This window comes from Streptomyces sp. NPDC097617 (assembly GCF_044761485.1).
Classification (GTDB): Bacteria; Actinomycetota; Actinomycetes; order Streptomycetales; family Streptomycetaceae; genus Streptomyces.
Window position 1 is genome coordinate 44,653 of the sequence record NZ_JBIWCL010000017.1, and the last position, 20,878, is coordinate 65,530.

Sequence of the window (20,878 nt, forward strand, 5' to 3'; positions counted from 1 at the left end):
AACCGCCGAGGAGAACACCGTGAACGACTCGTCCCCGCAGCAGTACCTGGTCGTGGCCAACGACGAGGAGCAGTACTCCCTCTGGGAGGCCGGCCGGCCCGTCCCGCTCGGCTGGCACGACCAGGGCGTGAGCGGCACCAAGGAGGCGTGCCTGGAGCACATCGAGCGGGTGTGGACGGACATGCGCCCGCTCAGCCTCCGTCTGAACATGGCCGGCTGACCCGACGATCCCCGGGCACCACGCCGCCCGGCAGTCCCGAGCAGGGCTGCCGGGCGGCGCGGCGGTGCCGGAAGGAACCCCGTATGACCAGCTCGTACCCGGGCGGCTCCGCGTCGGCGCGCCGCCTCACCCCGCTGGCCGCCCTGGTGGCGGCCTCCGGGATCTCCTCGCTCGGCATGGCGGCGACCCTGGTCGCCGTGCCCTGGTTCGTCCTGCACAGCACCGGCAGCGGCACCCGGACGGGGCTCGTCGCCACCGCCGAGGTGCTGGGGCTGCTGTGTTCCGCCGTGCTCGCCGGACCGGTGGTCGACCGGCTGCCCGTACGCGCGACGAGCATCGGGGCGGACCTGCTGACGGCCGCGGCGATCAGCCTGATCCCGCTGCTGCACGCCTGGGGCGCCCTGCCCCTGCCCGTCCTGATCGCCCTGGTCTTCCTGGTGGGAGCGGCCCGAGGACCGTCCGACACCTCCAAGCAGCTGCTGCTGCCCGCCGCGATGGAACGCGCGGGGGTCACGGCGGAGCGGGCCACCGGGTGCGTCGAGGGGGCCCGGCGGATCGGCATGATGGCGGGGGCGCCGCTGGCCGGTCTGCTCATCGCGACCGTCGGCGCCGTCCGCACCCTGTACGCCGACATGGCGGCGATGGCGCTGTGCGCCCTGCTGCTGGCCGCCCTGGTCCCGGCCGCGCCGCCGCGCGCCCGGCCGGCCGGCGGCGGGACGCCGCGCGCCTCCTACGCCCGGGAACTGCGCTTCGGTCTCGCGCAGTTGCGCAAGGACCGGCTCCTCGGCGCGATGGTGGGGGTCCTGATGCTGACCAACGCCCTGGACGGGGCGCTGAACGGGGTGCTCTACCCGGCCTACGGCACCCAGGTGCTGCGCAGCAGCGCCCTGTTCGGGGCGATGATCACCGCCATGGGGGCGGGCGCCCTGCTGGGGGCCGCCCTGTACGGCTGGGCGGGCCACCGGATGCCGCGGCGCGCGGTGTTCGTGGGGGCCTTCGTCCTGGTCGGGTCGGTGCGGTGCGCGGCACTGGCCGCCGAGCCCCGGGTGCCGATGCTGCTGGCGGTGCTGGCCCTGTCCGGCGTCGGGTCGGGGGTCGTGGGGCCGCTGATGATGTCGGTGGCCTACGAGCGGGTGCCCGAGGAGGTGCGGGGGCGGGTGTTCGGCCTGCTGGTGGCCGCCGCGCTGGCGGCCACCCCGCTGGGGATGCTCGGTGCGGGGCTGGTCCTCGATGCCTCGGGGCTGGTGGCGGCGCTGCTGGGCACGGGGGCGCTGTACCTCGCGGTGACGTTGGCGCCGCTGGTCTTCCCCGTGTGGCGGGAGCTCGATTCCCGCGGCCCGGTGGAGGCCGCGGAGGCGCCGGCCGACCGGGAGTCGGCCTCGCCGGTCGCCGCAGGAGCGGGGGTTGTGACCGATTGAGTGTGGTTCGCCATGTTTCGTGACCCCTCACCATAGCGCCAGGCAGCTTGATGAGCAGTCCGATCGACCGCCGGAGCACCCGGGGCACGGCAAGGTTGGTCCTGCACCGACCGGCGCGGACGACCCACGAAGTGGTCCGCGCACACCAGACCGCTCGTACCCCTGGGGAACCCATGCTCAAGCGATACGTCTTCGCCCTGTCCGTGACCGCATCCGCGGCCCTGCTGCTGCCCGCCGCCGGCGCCGCCCAGGCCGCGGACGACACCTTGGCCGCGACCACCGCGACGACCACCACCGGGGGCGGGAGCGGCACCACCGCGCAGACGCCGCGCGAGATCGTGCTGCCCAACGGCCGGGTCCTGACCGTCACCACCGCGCTGGGCGGCGGGCGGGGCAAGGACACCGCCGACAGCTCCTGGGGCGGCTGATCCCACCGGCCCGCAAAGGCCGTCGAAAGGGGGGAGGGAGGATCGCACCGCGATCCTCCCTCCCCCCTTTCCCCATGCCCGGCGCGGCCGGTCGCCCGCCGTCAGCCGCCCTGCGGGCAGAGGGAGACGACGGCGTACTGGGCCGCCTGCGCGTCGACGTACCGGCGCGACCACCCGGCCGGCACGTACAGCAGCTCACCCGGCAGCAGCCGGCACTGGAAGGACTGCGGCCGGCCGCTCTCACCGGGCCCGGTCAGCTGCCAGGTCACGGCGCCGGCGACCTGGTGGATCAGCAGGTGCTCCCGGCCCTCGGGCTGCGCGGTCCAGACGGCGTCCACACCGCCGCCGGGGGCGGACCCGGGCGTCTCCAACCGGTCCAGCCGGACGGACAGGCCCGTCAGGGCGCCCAGTTCGGCGGTGAACCGGTCGGCCTGGGCCGGGCGCACACCGTCCCCCTCGGGCACCGCGCCCGCGTCATCGGCGTCGCCGAACGCCGGGTTGTCGTACTCGGGCCACAGCACACCCGGCGCCCGGTCCAGATGGACCGAGAGGAACAGGACGATCTCCCGCAGGTGCGCGCTCCCCCGCTCGCGACCTTCGTCCGGCATGTCCATTACGTGCCCCTCTTGTTCGGCTCCACAGCTCGCATCCCTGCAGCATGCGACACGCGCTCCCACCTGCGACAGACACGAGAACGCGTGACACCGGGTCAGGACGGCCGCGGGCCGCCGTCCACCGCGCCGCGGACCTCGGCCACGGCCCCGCCCGCGGCCTCGACCTCCCGGTCCAGCAGGCCGCGCGCGGCGGCGGCCACCCCCGCCTGGAAGCGGCTGCCCGCGCCGAGCTCCTGCATGATGTCGGCGATGTGCCGCCGGGCCGTGCGCAGCGACATGCCCAGACGCCGGGCGATGGCCTCGTCCTTCAGCCCCGCCGCGAGCAGCCGGATGATCGTTTCATGGATCTCCCGGGCCACCTCCTCGAGCCCCTGGCCGGCCGCGGCGGAGAAGGGCGAGGCCAGGTCCCAGGTCTGGTCGAAGATGTTGCACAGGTACGCGACGGTGGACGGTTCGCGGATCACCACGGCGCCCCAACTGCCGTCGGCGACCGGCACGAAGGCCAGCTCCCGGTCGAAGGCGATGAGCCGGCCGAAGAGCTCGTGCGCCGTGCGGTACTGCGCCCCCAGGACGGAGGTGGCGGCGACATAGGCCTGGCTCGGGCCGTTGAAGCGGGCCGTGTGGTGGTAGAGGGTCCGGATCGAGATGCCCCGCTGGAGCATGGTCTCGTCCCGGCGCAGCGCCTCCTGCATCGCCTCGGGCACCCTGCTGCCGCCGCCGGGCTGCGAGCTGAGCATCTCGGTGGTGCAGTTGAGCGAGGCCCGGTTGAGCGCGCCGCGCACGTCCTCCAGGCTCTCCAGGACCTCCAGCGACTCCCCCGTGGAACGGCGGCCCAGGTAGTGCGGCAGGAAACGTCCGAGGTCCTCGCGGATCCCGCTGATCTCCCGCTGCTGCTCACGGATCTGCGCCTCCAGGGGCGCGACGAGTTGCTCGGCCGCGGTGTCCGGTGCCACGGCGAAAGCCACCGACGGATCCACCGGGCTCACATGCAGCAGACGTGACGCGCGTAGACGCGACACGCTGCGCCCGACCTCGTCCGGGTCGCGCCCCATGCCCGCGGCCACCACGTCCACGTCCACCGTGCGGTGCTCGAGCACCCAGCCGTAGACATCGATGTCAATTTCGGCGTCATTCGAATCCGGCACCACGTCAGATCTGTACATTGCCCCACTTTGCCCTTTTCGCCCCGGGTCGCTTTGCTGCCAGGCACCTTGGTGAGGTGCCTGCCCCCTGGCGCCAGGATATGCAGCGCGAAAGTCTGTACCGGACGAACAACAGCGGGTGTCCGGCCACTTCAGGACCCGGACGACCGAAACGGTGCGATCACGCCCAGCGTGATCGCACCGTCGCCGGGGGTGCCGCCCCCACCGCTCCCCTTCACCATCGATCCGGAACCCGGAGCCCCACATGCTGGACAGCACACTCACCGCCCCCGCACCGGAACTGCCCGCCCTGACCCCCCGCGAGCAGGAGGTCCTCGCCTACCTCGCGCAGGGTCACACGTACCGGATGATCGCCTGCCGGATGGGACTGAGCCCGCACACGGTCGACACCTATCTGCGGCGGCTGCGCAGCAAGACCGGTGCGGTGAACCGGACCCAGCTCACCCACATCGCCTTCCGGCTGGGCTACTGAGCCAATGGCCCGGCCGCTTCCTCGGACACCGGGGCGTCGTCCTCGAACTCGCGCATCCGGCGCAGCGGGGAGCAGAGCAGGACCAGCGGGGCCACCGACAGGGCGGCGGCGCACAGCCACAGCGCGTCCCGCACGCCCAGCAGTTCACCGAGGAGCCCCGCCAGCAGGCCGCTCAGCGGCAGGACGCCCCACACCAGGAAGCGCATGGTGGCGGTCATCCGGCCGAGCAGGTGCGGCGGGCAGACGGTCTGCCGGTAGGTGACCTGACAGATGTTGTACAGGGTGACGCCGGCCGACTGGACGAACGAGCCGAGCACGAACAGGCCGATCCGCCAGTCCTTCTCGGCCAGCGGGAGAAGCAGCCCGAAGGGCATGGTCACGAGCAGGGACAGCCACGTGAGCCGGGCCGCGCCGACGGCCCGGGTCACCCGGTCCGCGGCGGTGGCCGCGAGCACCGAGCCGATCGTGGCCGTCGTCAGCACCCAGCCGACGGCCGCGGGCGGCAGTCCCACGGTCCGGGTCAGGAACAGCACCTCGAGGGCCATCACCGCGCTGAGGAAGAGGTTCACGGCAGCGGTGTTCAGGGCGATGAGCCGCAGGATCCGGTGGCCGACGACGAAGCCCAGCCCTTCGCGGATGTCACGCAGCAAGTGCCGGCGGGGGGCCGGCTCCGGCTTCTCCTCGCGGGCGCCGATCCGCCCCAGCAGCACCACGGAGACCAGCGAGGTGACGGCCTGGCCGGCCAGCGTCCCGGCGGCGCCCAGCAGCTGCACCAGGAAGCCGGCGATGCCGGGGCCGGCGAACTCCGCGCCCGAGCGCACCGTCTCCAGCTTCGAGTTGCCCGAGATCAGGGTGTCCTTGCCGATGAGCGTCGGCAGATAGCTCTGATCGGCCACGTCGCCGAACAGCCGGGCGCAGCCCAGCAGCAGGGCGACCGCGTACAGCAGCGGCATCGAGTGCAGGTCGAGCAGGTAGGCCACCGGCAGCGCCGTCAGCAGGACGGCGCGCGCCAGGTCGGCGGCCATCATCACGCGGCGTCTGCGCATCCGGTCCACCCACGCTCCGGCGGGCAGTCCCAGCACCAGGAACGCCGCGTGTTCCGCGGCGGCGAGCAGGCCCGCCTGCATCGCAGACGCGTCCAGGGTGAGCACCGCCATCAGCGGCAGGGCGACGTACGTGATGCTGCTGCCCAGCTCGTTGCAGATGTGCGAGGACATGAAGAGACGGAAGTCCCGGCGCTGCCGGCGCTCCACGGCCTGGACGGAATCGGTGGGTTCGTCGGTGGTGACGGACACGGCTGCGTTCCTTGTCTGGGTGCGGACGGGGTCCGCGGACGGCTGGTTCATCGGGGGGCGGGGGCGGGAAGCGCCCGGGGGTCGAGCTTGCCGCCCGGGGTGCGCGGCAGCCGCTCCATCAAGGTCACCACGGCCGGTACGAGATACCCGGGCACCTTGGCCAGAAGGTGACCGCGCAGGGCGTCGGGGGTCAGGGTGCTGCCGGGGGCGACGGCGGCCCAGGCGGCGAGCTGGGGTCCGTCGGCCGCCGCGACGGCGCGGGCGACCACGTCGACGACGTCCGGGTGGGCGGCCACGGCCGCCTCCACCTCCTTGAGCTCGACGCGGTGGCCGCGGATCTTGACCTGGTCGTCGGCGCGCCCGAGGAAGACGAGCGGGCCTCCGGGAGTGCGCGTGACCCGGTCGCCCGTGCGGTACATGCGCTCGCCCGGGGCGTCGGCGAACGGGTCGGCGACGAACCGCTCGCAGGTCAGCGCCGGCCGACCGTGGTAGCCGCGGGCCAGGCAGGAGCCCGCCAGGTACAGCTCGCCCGCGGCGCCGGGCGGCGCCTCGCGCAGCTCCTCGTCCAGGACGTAGGCGCGTACGCCCTTCAGCGGTTCGCCGAGCGGGATCAGCTCGTCGCCCGCGAAGGCGGCCAGTTCCGCCGGTCCGGGCTCGTAGGAGGCGGCGGTGATGGTGGACTCGGTGAGGCCGTAGCAGCTGACCACCGGAGGGTGGCCGGCGGCGGCCCAGTTCAACAGGTCCGCGGTCCGGCCCGCGTCGCTGCCGATCACCACCCGGCGCAGGGCGTCCGGCAGGGGCCGGGGCGCGCGCTCCAGGTCCTTGGCCCACTGCGCCCAGTACGGGGTGGGCAGGTTGACCACGCTGATCCGCTGCTCGGCGAGGAACGGCTCCAGTTCGGCGGGCGAGAGGACGTTGTCGGCGACGAAGACGGCCGTGCCGCCCGTGCACCAGGTGGGCAGTGCCTCCTCGAGGGAGACGTCGAAGGCGGGGGCCGCGAACTGCAGGACCGCGTCCTCGGCCGTCAGTGCGTAGCGCTCGGCCAGGGTGCGGACCTGCGCGGCGAGTCCGGCGTGGCCGATGGCGACGGGCTTGGGCAGCCCGGTGGAGCCGGAGGTGAAGAGCACGTAGGCGAGGGAGCCGGGGGCGACGTCGGCCGGCGGCCGCGCCGCCACGGTCGGGGTGGCGGTCGTGGTGAGGGCGCCGGTCGTGGTGGAGGCCCAGAACAGCTCCCTTCCGGTGCGGCGTTGCAGCATCGCGGCGGCGTAGGTGTCCCGGGCGACCGCGTGCCGGGTGCCGGCGGCCTCCAGCAGGGTGCGCAGCCGCTCGTCGGGGGCGTCGAGGTCCGCGAGGAGGGGGGCCGCGCCCGCATACCAGATGCCCAGCAGCCCCACCGCCCAGTGGACGCCCCTGCGCACCCCCAGGAGCACGGTGTCCTCCGGTCCGGCGCCCGCGGCGCGCAGTTCCTCGGCCACCGCGCGGGCCCGCCGGTCGAACTGCCGGTACGTCAGCTCGCCCTCGGCCGCGCGGACCGCGGTGGCCTCGGGTGTGAGCCCGGCCCGCTGCGCGATGCGCAGGGGCACGGGAATGGTCTCGGTGGGGCTCATGGTGGTGGTGTCTCCTGGAGGTGCGGGCGGGCTCTTCGCGGGGCGGGGCGCGGGGGCGGGCACCGACGGGCCCGGACGACGGGTGCGTCCGGGCCCGTCGGGTGCGGTCAGGCCCCGTCGCGGGAGCGGGGGCGCAGGGCGGGGCGGGCGGGTGCGGCGGCGGCCTCGGCCAGGCGGGCGCAGACGCCCGCCGGGGTGGGCGTCTCGAAGAGGTCGCGGATGTTCAGCCGTACGCCGAGTTCGGTGCCGATGCGGCCGGTCAGCCGGGTGGCGAGGAGGGAGTGGCCCCCGTGGGCGAAGAAGTCGTCGTCCATGCCCGCCTCCTGGAGGCCGAGGACGGACGCGAAGATCTCGCAGACCGCCTTCTCCGCGGGGGTCGAGGGCAGTCGGCCGACCGGGCGGTGCACGGTGGCCGGGTCGGGAAGCGCCTTGCGGTCGAGCTTGCCGTTGACGGTGAGCGGGAAGTGCGGCAGGTGCAGGAAGAGCGACGGGACCATGTAGTTGGGCAGGTTCCGGCCCAGTTCGGTGCGGACCTCCTCGGCGGTGGGCGTCCCGGTGAAGTAGCAGATGAGCCGCTGCTGGCCCGCGTGGTCCCGGTCGACGGCGACGACCGCTTCGCCCACTGCGGGCACGGCGCGCAGCGCGGTTTCCACCTCGCCGAGCTCGATGCGGTTGCCGCGGACCTTGACCTGGTGGTCCTGGCGGCCGAGGAAGTCGAGCTGGCCGTCGGCCCGCATCCGGGCGAGGTCGCCGGTGCGGTACATACGGCTGCCCGGTTCGGCGCGGAAGGGGTCGGGGACGTAGCGCTCGCTGCTGCGGCGGGGGTCGCGCAGGTATCCGGGGCCCACGCCGGTGCCGCCGATGAAGAGTTCGCCGGGGACGCCGGGCGGTACGGGAGCGAGCGCGGCGTCCAGCAGGTAGAGGGTGTTGTTGCGCAGCGGGCGGCCGACGGGCAGCCGGCCGTGTTCCAGCTGGGCGTGCACGTCGGGGCCGATGAAGGCGTGGGTGTTGTCGTCGGAGCACTCGGTGAGGCCGTAGGCGTTGACGATGGCGGCATGCGGGTGGCGCGCGTACCAGCGGGTGCACAGCTCGGGCGGCAGGACTTCGCCGTTGACGATGAACCAGCGCAGCCCGGGCAGGGCCGGCGGGAGCACTCCGGTGTCCCACAGGTCGACGGCGGCGCGGACGAAGGAGGGCACGGTCTCCAGGACGGTGATGCCCCGGCGGGCGGCGTCGTCGAAGAGAGCGGCCGGGTCGCGGGCCGTGTCCCTGGAGACGAGGTGGACCTGCCCGCCGGTGATCAGCGGGGCCAGCATCTGCCACACGGAGATGTCGAAGGTGAGGGGGGCGTTCATCACCACGCGGTCGCCCTCGCCGAGGTCGAGGTCCTCGACCTTGGCCAGGAGGTGGTTGTTCATGCCCCGGCGGTGGACCATGGCGCCCTTGGGCTTCCCGGTGGAGCCGGAGGTGAAGCAGACGTAGGCGAGGGCGTCGGGTCCGCCGGCCGGCGCCGGTCGCCCGCCCGGGGCGGCGGTGGCCGCGTCGTCGATCACGAGGACGGGCAGGCCGCCGGGGACGGCGGCGGCGATCTCCTCGGCGCGGGCGCACTGTTCGGGGGCGGCCAGCAGCCGGCCGATCCCGCCGCTCGCGAGGAGCTCGGCGGTACGGGTGACGGGGCCCTCGGGGTCGAGGGGGACGTACGCGGCTCCGGCGCCGAGGATGCCGAGCATCGCGACGGGGACGCGGGCGGTGGGCTCGCTGAGCACCGCGACCAGGTCGCCGGGGCGCACCCCGTCGGCGAGCAGGGCCAGGGTGAGGGCGTCGGCGCGGGCGACGAGGGCCGCGTAGCCCAGTGCGCGGCCGGTGTCGTCGGTGGTGGCGACGGCGTCGGGGCGGCGCTCGGCCTGCTGCCGGACGCGCTCGACGACCTCCGCGTAGCGCTCGTCGCGCGCGGTGTCGTTCCATTCGACCAGGACGCGGTGGCGTTCGGCGGGCGAGAGCAGGTCCACGGTGCCCACCGGGCACGACGGGTCCTCGGCGACGGCCTCCAGGAGCCGGGCCAGGCGCTCCAGCAGGGCTTGGGCGGTGTCCCGTTCGAAGACGTCCGGCCGGTAGTCGATCTGCAGGCGCAGCCGGTCGCCGGGGATGGCGGTCAGCGAGAGCGGGTAGTGGGCGGCGTCGTGCGGGTCCACCGCGGTGACCCGGAGCCCGCCCGCGCCGAGGGCGGCGAGGCCGGCCGCGTCGACCGGGTAGTTCTGGAAGGCGACGCAGGAGTCGAAGAGCTCGCCCGCTCCCGCGAGCCGCTGGATCTCGACCAGCCCCAGGTGGTGGTGGTCGATCAGGCGTGCCTGCTCGTCCTGGAGCCGCTCGAACAGGGCGACGAGGGACTCCTCGGGGTCGATCCGTACGCGGACCGGCACGGTGTTGATGCACAGGCCCACGATGTCGGCGACGCCCGGCAGTTCGGGGTCGCGGCCGCTGACGATGGCGCCGAAGACCACGTCCTCGGAGCGGATCTGCCGGCCGAGCAGGAGCGCCCAGGCGCCCTGGAGGAGGGTTCCGGAGGTGATCCGGTGGCCGCGCGCGAGGGCACCCAGCCGCTCGGTCAGGGTCTCGGGGAGGTACGTCTCGACGCGGTCGGGCAGCACCGAGCCGGGCGGCGGGGACACGGGCGCGGTGCGGGTGCCGCCCGGCAGGCCGTCCAGGGCGCGGGTCCAGGCGTCCTGGGCGGCGGTCGTGTCGCGGCTGCGCAGCCGGCTCAGGAAGGCGGAGTAGGGGGTGACCGGGCCCAGGGGCGCGTCGTCGGCGTGGTGCAGGGCGAGCAGTTCGCGCACCAGGACCGGCCAGGACCAGCCGTCCATGAGGATGTGGTGGTAGGTCAGCAGCAGCCGGTGGGACAGCGGGCCGGTACGGATGAGGGTGAAGCGCAGGAGCGGCGGCCGGGCGAGGTCGAAGCGGGTGGCCCGGTCCTCCGCGAGGAGGGTCTCGACGGCGGCGGCGCACTCGACCTGGCCGAGCCCGGTCAGGTCCGCCTCCTGCCAGGGGGCCCGTACGCCGCGCTGGACGACCTGGGCGGGTTCGCCGGTGGCGCGGCGCAGGAAGCCGGCGCGGAGGTTGGCGTGCCGGCCCAGGACGGTGTCGGCGGCGGCGCGCAGCCGGTCCGGGTCGAGGGGGCCGTCGAGGTCGAGGAGCAACTGGGCCACGTAGACGTCCTGTTCCTCCTCGTCGAAGAGGGCGTGGAAGAGGATGCCGTCCTGGAGCGGGGAGAGCGGCAGGACGTCCTCGACCAGGGAGCGGGCGGCGGCGGGCGCGGGGGTGGACGGCGGGTGGTTCACGGTGGTGTTCCTTCGGTGGTCAGGCGGTCTGGGTGCGGCGGGCCCGGCGGACGATCGGCGGGTCCTGCGCGGCGGCTCCGGCGGCCGCGGCGGCGGGCAGGGCCGCGGCGAGTTCGGCGACGGTGGGGCCGGTGAAGAACTGGCGGATGCCGACGGCGGCTCCGAACCGCGCCCGGACCTCGGCGAGCAGCTGGGTCGCGAGCAGGGAGTGCCCGCCGAGGTCGAAGAAGCTGTCGTGGACGCCGATGTGCGGGAGGCCGAGGACCCGCTCCCAGATCGCGCACAGTGCGCGCTCGTCGTCGGTACGGGGCTCCTGGCGGGCTCCCGCCGCGGCGGCGGTCGTCGGCGCCGGCGCGGGCAGTGCGGCCAGGTCGGTCTTCCCGTTGGCCGTCACCGGGAAGGCGTCGAGCAGGGTCAGGGTGGTGGGCACCATGTAGTCGGGCAGCCGGGCGCGCAGGTGTTCGCGCAGTTCCCGCGGGGTGGGGGCGGCGGATCCCTCGGCCGGTACCGTGTAGCCCGCGAGCGCCGGGCCGGTGGCCGTGTCCACGACGGTGACGGCGGCCTGGCCCACCGCCGGGTGGCCGGCCAGGGCGTGCTCGATCTCCCCGGGCTCGATGCGCAGTCCGCGGATCTTGACCTGCCGGTCGGCGCGGCCGAGGTATTCGACCTGGCCGTCGGTGTTCCAGCGGGCCAGGTCGCCGGTGCGGTACATGCGGGCGCCCGGGGGGCCGTACGGGCAGGCGAGGAAGCGTTCGGCGGTCAGCGCGGCGCGGCCGAGGTAGCCCTGTGCGAGTCCGGCGCCCGCGATGTAGAGCTCGCCTACGACACCGGGCGCGGCGAGGCCGAGCCGCTCGTCGAGGACGTGGAGCCGCGTGCCGTCGAGCGGGCGGCCGATGGGGACCTGCCCGTCGGGGGCCTCCTGGCCCGGGCCCACGGCGAAGGTCGCGGCGAAGGTGGTGGTCTCGGTGGGACCGTAGGCGTTGGTGACGGTGGTGCGGGGGCAGGCCTCGCGGACCCGGCGGACCATGGACGGCGATGCGGCCTCGCCGCCGGTCATCACCTCGTGCAGCGTGCCGAGTGCGGGCAGGCAGCGGTCGGCGAGGACGTTGAAGAGCGTGGCGGTGAGGAAGGTCCCGGTGACCTTCTCCTCGGTCATCAGCCGGGCCAGTGCGTCGATGTCGAGTTCTCCGGGCGGCGCCACGACGACGAGGCCGCCGTTCAGGAGCGGCACCCACAGCTCGTAGGTGGAGGCGTCGAAGGCGTGCGGGGAGCGGAACAGCACCCGCTCGTGCGCGCCGCCGCGCCAGCGCCGGTCGGTGGCGAGGGCGACGACCTCGCGGTGGGAGACGGCCACGCCCTTGGGGGTGCCGGTGGAGCCGGAGGTGTACATCAGGTAGGCGAGCGCGTCGGGATGGCCGGCCGGCCCGTCCGGCCTGTCCAACCGGTCCGGCCCGTCCGTCGGGGACTCGTCGGCGGGCCGTCCGTCCGGGCGCAGTACGTGGCGCGGACCCGCCGGTACGGGCTCACCGTCCGGGACGTCGGTGACGAGGACGGCGGCCGCGGACGCGGCGAGCACGGCTTCGGTGCGGGCGCCGGGGGCCCTGGCGTCCAGCGGCAGGTAGGCGGCGCCGGCCTTGAGGATGCCGAGGCAGGTGGCCACCAGGTCGGCCGAGCGGTCCATGAGGACGGCGACGGCCTCGCCCGGGCGGACGCCGAGGGCGCGCAGCCGCCCGGCGATCCGCTCGGCCCGGGCGTCGAGTGCGCCGTACGTGGTCTCGCGGCCCGCGCAGCGCACGGCGGGCCGGTCCGGGTGGGCGGCGGCCCGCTCCTCGAAGGCCCGGTGGACGGTGCGGGCGTCGGCGGCGGCGGGCGCGCCCTGCCAGTGCTCCAGGAGGTCGGCCCGCTCCCCGGGCAGCAGCACGTCGAGTGCGGACAGCGGGACGGACGGTTCGCGGACGACGGCGCCGATCAGGTGGACGAGCCGGTCCAGCAGGCGTCGCGCGGTCCCTTCGTCGAACAGGTCGCTCGCGTACTCCAGGCCGAGGGACAGGCCACGGGGTTCTCCGGTGGCCGGGTCGTGGATTTCCTCGACCTCCAGGGTGAGGTCGAACTTGGCGGTGTCGGTGCGGACCGCCTCCACCCGCGCCCGCAGACCCGCGAAGGCGGGGAGCTGCGGCTCGGTGCGCTGGGCGGAGACGGCGACCTGGAACAGCGGGTGACGGGCGGGCGAGCGGGCCGGGTTGAGGCGTTCGACCAGCGACTCGAAGGGCAGTTCCTGGTGTGCGTACGTCGCGAGGGCGGCGGTGCGCACCCGGGCGAGCACCTCCGTGAACGCGGGGTCGCCCGAGGTGTCGGCGCGCACGATCAGGGTGTTGACGAAGAGGCCCACCAGGTCGGTGAGGGCTTCGTCCTCGCGGCCGTCGACGGGGCAGCCGAGCGGCAGGTCGGTGCCGGCGCCGAGGCGGGTGAGCAGGGTCGCGAAGGCGGCCTGGACGGCCATGAAGGGGGTGGCGCGGCCGTCCCGGGCCAGTGCGGCCAGGCCCGCGTGGGCGGCGGCGTCGGTCCGTGCCTCCACCACCGCGCCCCGGTGGCCGGCGACGGCCGGGCGCGGCCGGTCGGTGGGCAGGGCCAGCTCGTCGGGCAGGCCGCCGAGGACGCCCGCCCAGTGGGTGAGCAGCCGGGCGTGCAGGGAGTCGGGGTCCTGGGCCGCGCCGAGGAGTTCGCGCTGCCACAGGGCGTAGTCCGGGTACTGGACGGGCAGTTCGGTCCACTCGGGCGGCCGGCCGGCGGACCGGGCGGTGTAGGCGGCGGCGAGGTCGCGGACGAGGATGTTCACGGAGTGGCCGTCGCCCGCGATGTGGTGCAGGACCAGCAGCAGGTAGTGGTCCTCGGCGCCGTCGGTGAAGAGCTCGGCGCGCAGCGGCGGTTCGGTGACCAGGTCGAACGGCCGGGACGAGGCCTCGGTGGCCCGCCCGGCGCGCTCGGCGGGCGGGCAGTCGGTGATGGTGAGCACCGGGACGGCGTCCGCAGGGTCCAGGACCCGCTGGTGGGGGCGGCCCGCCTCGTCGGGGAAGACCGTACGCAGCGCTTCGTGGCGGGCGCTCACGTCCGCGAGGGCGGCGCGGAGGGCGGCGCGGTCGAGGGCGCCGTGCAGCCGGAGCCCGACGGGGATGTGGTAGAGCGCGCCGTCGGCGCCGTCGCGGGCGTGGAACCACAGCCGCTGCTGGGCATGGGACAGAGGGATCACAGCAGGGCTCCGAGCTGGGATTCGAAGGTGTCGAGGTCGGCCTGGCTGACCTGGGTGAGGGACACGTCGGAGGGGGTCAGGCCGCCGGCGTCCGGACGGGCGGCGTGGGCGACGACGGCGCGCAGCATGGTGAACCACTCCTGTGCGAGGTCGTGGACCCACGGTCCGGGGAGGGCGTTGCCCGCCCAGGTCCAGGTGGCGCTGAGGGTGAGGCCGTCCGGGCCTTCGTGGGCGGCCGCGTTGACCTCGACGGCGTGCGCCATCGGAAGTCCTTCGTCGGCGTCGTCGAGGGCGAAGGCGTGCCCGGGTGCGGCGTCCCAGGGTGCGTCGCCGCCCATCGGGAAGCGGCCGAGGTAGTTGAAGCCGATCTGGGGGATGCCGCGCGCGGCGAGGTCCGTTCCGGTACGGGAGTTGAGGTGGCGCAGCAGCCCGAAGCCGATGCCCTTGTCCGGTACGGCGCGCAGTTCCTCCTTGACGCGCCGCAGGGCGGCTCCGATCGCCGGGCCGCCGGCCCGGGCCTCGTCGAGGTCGGGGCGGCCGAGGGCGAGCCGGACGGGGAACACGGTGGTGAACCAGCCGACGGTGCGGGACAGGTCCGTGCCGTCGGCCACGTCCTCCCGGCCGTGGCCCTCGACGTCGACGAGGACGGCGCCCTCCTCGTCCCCGCCCTCCTCGTCCCCCGCGCCCTCGCCGTCGGCGCTGCGCCGGCCGAGCACGGCCAGGGCGAGGGCGGTCAGCAGGACGTCGTTGACGGTGCCGTTGACGAGGCCGGGCGCGGTGGTGAGCAGGGGGCCCGTCACCTCCGGCCCGAGCGTGAGGGTGAGGGTGCGCTCCGGGCTCTCGGGGTCGAGGCCGCCGGGCGCACGGACCCCGGCGAGGGCCTGCGGGGCCTCGCGGAGGGCGGCGGCCCAGCGGTCTGCCTCGGCGGCCCGGCGGCCCGAGGTGGCCTCCGCGCGCAGCAGGTCGGCCCAGTGTGCGAAGGGGGTGTGCGCCGGTTCCAGGGCCGGCTCGCGGCCCTCGGCGAGGGCCGCCCAGCAGGTCCGCAGATCGTCCTGGAGGATGCGCCAGGAGACGCCGTCGACGACCAGGTGGTGGACGACGAGCGCGAGGCGCCCCTGATGGCCGGCCCCCCGGTCCAGGAGGACGGCGCGCAGCATGCGGCCGTCGCGGGGCGAGAGCAGCCGCCGGGCCGCCCGCATCCGCTCCCGCGTCAGGGACGGCAGTTCCTCCTCGCCGGCCCCCCGGGCGTCCACGTGTTCCAGCAGGTCCGCCGCGGTGACGGAGCCCGCGGGGGGTACGACCGGCTCGGCGCCGGAGGTCCCGATCCCGTCGGGCAGCCGCAGGCGGAGCATCTCGTGGGTGTCCAGGAGGGCCTGGACGGTGCGTTCGGCCTCCGCCGCCCCGAAGCCCGGCGGGGTGCGCAGCACGAGCGACTGGTTGTACGTGTCGACGGGACCGCCGAGTTCGGCGAGCCAGCCCATGATCGGGGTGGGTGCCAGCGGGCCCAGCCGGCGCGGCGGTACGGCCGGTCCGGCGTCCGCCCGTACCCGCCCGTGGGCCCGGGCGGTGGCGGCGAGCGCGCTCACGCTCTCGGCGCGGAGCACGTCGCGGGTGGTGAGGACGAGGCCGGCCGCTCGGGCGCGGCTGACGACCTGGATCGCCTGGATGCTGTCCCCGCCCAGCCCGGTGAAGCTGTGGTCCGCGTCCACCTCGCCTCCGCCGAGGACCTCGGCGAAGAGGGTGCGCAGGATCCCTACGGGGTCGGGCCCGGCCGGATGCCCGGCGCGGTGGGCGGGCTCAGCCACGGGCCGCGGTCCCGGCGAGGGCGGCCACCAGGGAGGCGGGGCGCATGTCGGTCCAGACGCGCTCCACGTGGTCCAGGCAGGCCTGGCGGCCGTCGGGGCCGTGCACCACGGTCCAGCCGGCCGGAACGGGGTTGGCGGCGGGCCACAGGGAGTACTGGAGCTCGTCGTTGCGGACCACGACGTAGGAGGCGTTGTCGTTCTCGAAGGGGTTGCTCATGGCGTTCGCCTTTCGGGTCGGGTGCGGCCGCACGGGTCGTACGGCGCGTCGGGGGTCTGGATGTGACGACACATCAGAAACGGGGCGCGGACTCGATGTCGAGGCGGATCAGGGCGCGCGCCGCGTCGAGGGCCGCGTGGACGCCTTCGGGCTCCGGGTGGCGGGCGATCACGTGCCCGAGCCGGTCGGAGGCGCTGCGGGGCCTGCGTACGGGCGTGCCGGTGGCGGCGGTGACCAGTACCGACTCGACCCCGTCGACGGCCGCCGCGGCCTCGGCGCCGTGGGCGGCGGTGAGGGTGCCGTCGGTGTCGGCCAGGAGGAACTGGATGCCGGCGTGGCCGGCGTCCTCGGACTTCAGCTGCGGGGGCAGGCCGAGGGCGGCGCGGAGCTGCTCCCCGAGCAGGTCGACCCCGGTCGCCAGCCGGATCAGTTCGGGGATCATGCCGCCGGCCGGGCGCGGGTTGATCTCGATGAGGGCGGGCCCGTCGGCGGTCAGTTTCACCTCGGTGTGGGTGGCTCCCAGCCGGATTCCGGCCGCGTCCAGGGCCGCCGTCACCGTCTCGGTGATCCGCTGCGCGGTGGTGGCGGGCAGCGGGGCGGGGAAGACGTGGCGGTGCTCGACGAAGTACGGGGTGGCGGTCACCGACTTGGCGGTGATGCCGACGACGGCGGCCTGTCCGTCCTGGCTGAACATCTCGACGCTGTACTCCGGCGCGTCCAGGTACTCCTCGACGAGGACGGTGCGGGCGGTGGGCATGCCGCGCACGTTGGTGTCGATCGCGAGGATCCGCTCGATCTGGGCGCGGACCTCCGCCTCGTCGGCGCAGAGCAGGACGTTGGTGGAGCCCGAGTCGTCGGCCGGCTTGACCACGCAGGGCAGTCCGGTGCGGGCGACGGCGGCCGCGGCCGCGGCCGGCTCGCGCACCAGGGCGTACCGGGGCTGGCGCACTCCCGCGGCCCGCAGCCTCTCGCGCAGGGCCGACTTGTCGCGGCAGACGGCCACCGCTTCGGGGGGGTTGCCGGGCAGGCCGAGCCACTGGGCGATCCGGGCGGCGGCCGGTACGTAGAAGTCGCTGGTGGTGGTGACGCCGGCGATCTCCTCGCGGCGGAAGCGCTCCTGTACGGCGGCGCGCAGGGCGGCGTCGGAGTTGGTGTCGCAGCGCAGCACCTCGGCGCCGGTGTCCGCGAGTCCCCGGTAGCGGTCGGGGTCGCCGGTCAGCAGGACGGGTACGGTGCCCAGTTCGCGCGCCCGGTCCAGGGCGAGCATGCCGGTGCCGGTGGTGTTGGACTCCACGAACAGCAGGTGCCGGCGGATTGCGGCGGGCGGGCTGTAGGCGAGCGCGGACCAGGTGCGGGCGGTCCCGTCGGCGCCGAGGGGGGCCGGCGCGGTGGCGGTGGGCACCTCGCGCAGCCGGTTCGCGTCCCAGTGCTCGTCGTTGTAGACGGTGTCGGCGTAGCGGTCGCCGCGGTCGGGCAGGATGCCGACGATCCGGGTGCCGGGTTCGGCGCGCTCGGCGAGGCCGGTGAGCACCCGGTAGACGGAGCCGGAGGTGTTGCCACCGAAGATCTGCTGCTCGCGGGCGAGGTCCCAGGTCGCGGCGAAGGCCTCGTGGTCGTTGAGCCAGTGCACCTCGTCGACGAGGGTGCGGTCCAGGTTCTTGGGCAGCAGGCTGTTGCCCAGCCCGCTCTGCAGCCGCTGGGGTACGTCGGGCTGGCCGAAGAGGGCGCTGCCCACGCAGTCGACGCCGACGACGTGCAGGGCGGGCAGGCTCGCGCGCACGGCGCGGGCGGTGCCGCACAGGGAACCGCCGCTGCCGACGGCGCCGACGAGGGTGTCGAACTGTCCGAGGTCCTGGAGGAGTTCCGCAGCGAGGGTGCGGTAGGCGCCGGGGTTGTCGGGGTTGGTGTACTGCTGCGGCCAGAAGGCGCCGGGCAGTTCGCCCTGCAGCTCCGCGAGCCGCTCCAGGCGGGCGCTCTGCCAGCCGTGGCTGGTCATGGCCTCGACGATGTGCACCCGGCAGCCCAGGGCGCGGAGTTTGGCGAGGGTGACCGGGTCGATCCGCGGGTCGGTGACGATGTGCACCTCGTGGCCCAGCGAGCGGCCGACGAGGGCGACGCCCAGCGCCATGGTCCCCGAGGAGCTCTCGATGACGGGGTCGCCCGGCTTCAGGGTGCCCAGCCGCCTGGCCTCCAGCAGGATGTTGCGTGCGACGCGGTCCTTCATCGCGAAGAGGTTCTGCAGTTCCAGCTTGGCGTAGACCTCCACGCCGCGGGCCTCGCCCAGGCGCAGCCGGACCAGCGGGGTCGCGCCGATCGCGTCCGTCACGGTGTCGAACAGCATGCTCAGATCTCCAGCTCGGTGGGGTGGACGGGCGGGGCCTGCGGGCTCCAGCTGTCGCCGCCGCCCAGGGAGCGGTGTACGGACACCTCTCCGCCGAGGGCGGCGCAGCCGGCCCGGATGTGCTCGGACTTGCCGGTGAGGGCCGGGTCGTTCGCCTCGAGGAGGACGCCGAGCATGGTGCCGCTGTGGGCGAGCACCAGGCCCAGGCCGTCGACCTCGCGGCACAGGGCGTGCAGTTCCGCGAATCCGGTGCGCCGGCGGCGGTGGGCGTTCATCTCGGCGCTGCGGGTGGCGACGGCGCCGACCTCCTGGAGGTCGCCGCGGGCCACGGCGACGGTGAGCCGGTCCAGCAGGAGCGCGTACTCCTCGCGGTCCGCGGTGTCGATGGCCCGGGCGCCCCGGTTGTGCGCGACGGTGTCGACCTGGCCGCCCTCGTCGTGGGCGACGACGGTGAGCGGGGGCAGCACGCCGAGGCGGCGGCCGAGGCGCACCTCGCGGTGGTGGAAGGCGACGATCTCGTCGTACATGACCCCGTCGGCCGGTTCTATGCCGCGCAGGAAGTCCTCGATCTCGGCCGGGGTGAAGGCGCGGCCGTGGGCCGCGCCGACGGCCCGTACGGTGGCGACGAGGTCGGCGGAGGAGCTGGCGAGCCCCTTGCCCTCGGGCAGGTCCCCGGCCACCTCCAGCAGGCCGCCGTCCGGCGTACCGAGGGCGGCCAGCACGGCTTCGGCGACCCGGCGGGACTTGGCCTTGTGCGCCGGCCGCACCTGTACCTCGCGCCGGCCGGGCCGGGGGTGGAACACGGCGGTGGCCCAGCGCGCCAGGGGGAAGGTGACCAGGAAGTCGCCCTGCGGGTGGGGCAGGGCGCCCTGGAGCAGTTCGCCGAAGGTGCCGAAGGCGCTGCCGGATCCGACGGCGGGGGCGGCGGAGGCGGCGGCGGCGGCGGAGATCCCTTCGGCGGTGTCAGTGCGCGTGCCGTACGCGGGTGCGGGTGCCATCGCCGTCCTCCCCCGTGGTCTCGGTGGCCGTGCAGGCGGCCGTCTCGCTGCCGGTCTCGGTGGCGGTCGCGCCGTACAGGGCGCGGTCGCCCTCCTCGGTGCCCGTGCGGATCGCGGCGGCGCGCCGTTCCCAGTCGACGGCGAGCCGTGCGTAGGTCTCCCGCTGGGTGCCCAGGACCGCGCGCACGGCGTCGGGACGGGCCGAACCGGCGGACACCATGCGCTCCAGGCCCCGGTCGACGTCGAAGGCGTCGGCAAGGAGCCGGGCGGGGTCGGTGAGGGTGATGCCGTGTCCGGCGGCCGCCTCGGCCAGCAGGGCGGGTTCGCCCGGGGCGGGGGCGGCGCCGGCCGTCGCCGCGCGTACGACGTACTTCCCGGCGACGACCTGGGCGGTGCGCCAGGGCACCCCCTCGGTGAGGCAGAGGGCGTTGGCGAGGCTGAAGCCGCCGAGGAACTCGCGCTCGCACACCCGGCGCATGCGGTCGGCGCGGAAGCTCAGCCTGCGCAGCACCTCGGTCAGGAGGCGGACCGTCCCGTGGGCCGAGTCGAAGGCGTTCAGCAGGTGCGTGCCGGCCTCCTTGGACACCTCGACGAGGTTGCAGAAGGGGGTGTTGCGCTGGCCGAGGAGCACATCGAAGTGGAAGGCGGTCAGATGGGCGGTGCGCCCGCGGATCCGTTCCAGGACGGGGTAGTTCTTTTTCTGCGGCATGGCGGAGGAGATGCCGGACAGTTCGTCGGGCAGTTCGATGAAGCCGTACTCGCTGCCGCCCCAGGTGAGCAGGTCGGTGGTGAAGCGGCTCAGGGCGGTGCCCAGCAGGCTGAGCTCCGCGGTCAGTTCGGCGCTCCAGCGCCGCGAGGCCACGGCCGTCAGGGCGTGGGGCTGCGGCCGGGAGAAGCCGAGCAGCCGTGCCATCCGGTCGCGGTCCCAGGGCAGTTCCTGTCCGGCCATGGCTCCGGCGCCCAGCGGGGAGGCGTCGATGCCGTCGTAGGCGTTCAGCAGCCGGGCGTGGGTGTGCAGCAGGTGCTCGGAGAGCGCGGCGAGGTGGAAGCCGGGGGTGATGATCTGGGCGGCCTGGAAGTGGGTGTAGCCAGGCATGGGCAGGTCGCAGGTCTCCTCGGCCAACCGGTGCACGACGAGGCCGAGTTCGAGGAGGGCACCGGCGAAGCGGGCGAGCTGGTCGCGGCCGTACATCACCTGGGCGCAGGCCTGGAGGTCATTGCGGCTGCGGTCGGCGTGCCAGCGCACGACCGGGGCGGGCAGGCCCGCCTCGACGTGCCGTTCGAGGGCGAAGGCGATGTCCGACATATTGGCGCCGGGCTGCGCGCTGAGGGTGTCCGGCCCGACGGAGTCCAGCAGGACGGCGATGCGGTGGGCCTCCTCGGCGGTGATCAGGTCCATCCGGACGTACTCGGCGGCCAGGGTCTTCTCGATGGCGACGTAGTGGCGCAGCAGGTGGCGGGACTCGAACCTGAACTGCGGGGCGAGCACTTCGTCGTGGAGGAGTTCGCCGGGCCCGCCGCGGATGCGGCCGCTCAGCTCGGGGGCGGGCCCCGGGGTATCGCTCGTCACGTGGTGTTCCGTTCCTGTTCTGGTGCGGGGCGCCGGGCGCGGGGCGCGTCGGCGCATGCCTCGTCGGCGCGCGGCGCACGACGCGCGCAGGGCTGGGGCGGTGCGGGTGGAGTGGGCCTACGGGGGCCCCGGGCGGGCCGGGGCCCCC

15 protein-coding genes are annotated in these 20,878 nt (G+C 74.9%); 4 read left to right on the forward strand and 11 right to left on the reverse strand.

All coding sequences use genetic code 11. The features are described 5' to 3' along the window. The first annotated feature begins 19 nt into the window (after positions 1–19). The 3 genes from ACIQZO_RS25080 (at position 20) to ACIQZO_RS25090 (ending at position 2,066) form a co-directional block, all read left to right on the forward strand. On the forward strand, positions 20–220 hold the full coding sequence (locus ACIQZO_RS25080) for an MbtH family protein (RefSeq protein WP_403629910.1): 201 nt from the start codon (positions 20–22) through the stop codon (positions 218–220). A gap of 83 nt (positions 221–303) precedes the next feature. Next, complete coding sequence (locus ACIQZO_RS25085) at positions 304–1,638, forward strand: MFS transporter (RefSeq protein ID WP_403629911.1); 1,335 nt, start codon at positions 304–306, stop codon at positions 1,636–1,638. Positions 1,639–1,811: 173 nt separating this feature from the next. Continuing rightward, entirely contained in the window at positions 1,812–2,066 is a 255-nt protein-coding gene (locus ACIQZO_RS25090) for a hypothetical protein (protein WP_403629913.1), read from the forward strand. Positions 2,067–2,167: 101 nt separating this feature from the next. Here the strand turns inward: ACIQZO_RS25090 and ACIQZO_RS25095 are convergent, their stop codons facing one another. Next, a complete protein-coding gene (locus ACIQZO_RS25095) occupies positions 2,168–2,680 on the reverse strand; it encodes a hypothetical protein (protein ID WP_403629915.1) in 513 nt (170 codons plus the stop codon). Positions 2,681–2,775: 95 nt separating this feature from the next. After that, positions 2,776–3,843: a response regulator transcription factor gene (locus tag ACIQZO_RS25100; RefSeq protein ID WP_403629916.1), complete on the reverse strand. Its 1,068-nt coding sequence runs from the start codon at positions 3,841–3,843 to the stop codon at positions 2,776–2,778. Between the two features lie 244 nt (positions 3,844–4,087). Here ACIQZO_RS25100 and ACIQZO_RS25105 point away from each other — a divergent pair, with 244 nt between their 5' ends. Further along, a complete protein-coding gene (locus ACIQZO_RS25105) occupies positions 4,088–4,315 on the forward strand; it encodes a response regulator transcription factor (RefSeq protein ID WP_030388977.1) in 228 nt (75 codons plus the stop codon). Here the strand turns inward: ACIQZO_RS25105 and ACIQZO_RS25110 are convergent. The 9 genes from ACIQZO_RS25110 to ACIQZO_RS25150 all read right to left on the reverse strand — a co-directional run bounded on the left by ACIQZO_RS25110 (position 4,309) and on the right by ACIQZO_RS25150 (position 20,730). After that, positions 4,309–5,610: an MFS transporter gene (locus ACIQZO_RS25110; RefSeq protein WP_403629917.1), complete on the reverse strand. Its 1,302-nt coding sequence runs from the start codon at positions 5,608–5,610 to the stop codon at positions 4,309–4,311. The genes ACIQZO_RS25105 and ACIQZO_RS25110 overlap by 7 nt on opposite strands. A gap of 47 nt (positions 5,611–5,657) precedes the next feature. Then, entirely contained in the window at positions 5,658–7,217 is a 1,560-nt protein-coding gene (locus ACIQZO_RS25115; RefSeq protein WP_403629919.1) for an amino acid adenylation domain-containing protein, read from the reverse strand. Positions 7,218–7,324: 107 nt separating this feature from the next. Next, positions 7,325–10,552, reverse strand: a complete 3,228-nt coding sequence (locus ACIQZO_RS25120) for an amino acid adenylation domain-containing protein (RefSeq protein WP_403629922.1) — start codon at positions 10,550–10,552, stop codon at positions 7,325–7,327. Between the two features lie 19 nt (positions 10,553–10,571). Next, entirely contained in the window at positions 10,572–13,799 is a 3,228-nt protein-coding gene (locus ACIQZO_RS25125; protein WP_403629924.1) for an amino acid adenylation domain-containing protein, read from the reverse strand. Then, on the reverse strand, positions 13,796–15,604 hold the full coding sequence (locus ACIQZO_RS25130; RefSeq protein ID WP_403629927.1) for a condensation domain-containing protein: 1,809 nt from the start codon (positions 15,602–15,604) through the stop codon (positions 13,796–13,798). The genes ACIQZO_RS25125 and ACIQZO_RS25130 overlap by 4 nt, the downstream gene beginning before the upstream one ends. Further along, the gene (locus ACIQZO_RS25135) at positions 15,597–15,821 is read right to left on the reverse strand and encodes an MbtH family protein (protein ID WP_403629930.1); all 225 of its coding nucleotides are present in this window, start codon (positions 15,819–15,821) and stop codon (positions 15,597–15,599) included. Before ACIQZO_RS25135 ends, ACIQZO_RS25130 begins: the two co-directional genes overlap by 8 nt. 73 nt (positions 15,822–15,894) lie before the next feature. After that, positions 15,895–18,162, reverse strand: a complete 2,268-nt coding sequence (locus ACIQZO_RS25140; RefSeq protein WP_403629933.1) for a pyridoxal-phosphate dependent enzyme — start codon at positions 18,160–18,162, stop codon at positions 15,895–15,897. A 2-nt stretch (positions 18,163–18,164) separates the two neighbouring features. After that, a complete protein-coding gene (locus tag ACIQZO_RS25145) occupies positions 18,165–19,160 on the reverse strand; it encodes a kinase (RefSeq protein WP_403629936.1) in 996 nt (331 codons plus the stop codon). Then, complete coding sequence (locus ACIQZO_RS25150) at positions 19,126–20,730, reverse strand: argininosuccinate lyase (protein WP_403629939.1); 1,605 nt, start codon at positions 20,728–20,730, stop codon at positions 19,126–19,128. The genes ACIQZO_RS25145 and ACIQZO_RS25150 overlap by 35 nt, the downstream gene beginning before the upstream one ends. Positions 20,731–20,878 lie beyond the last annotated feature (148 nt).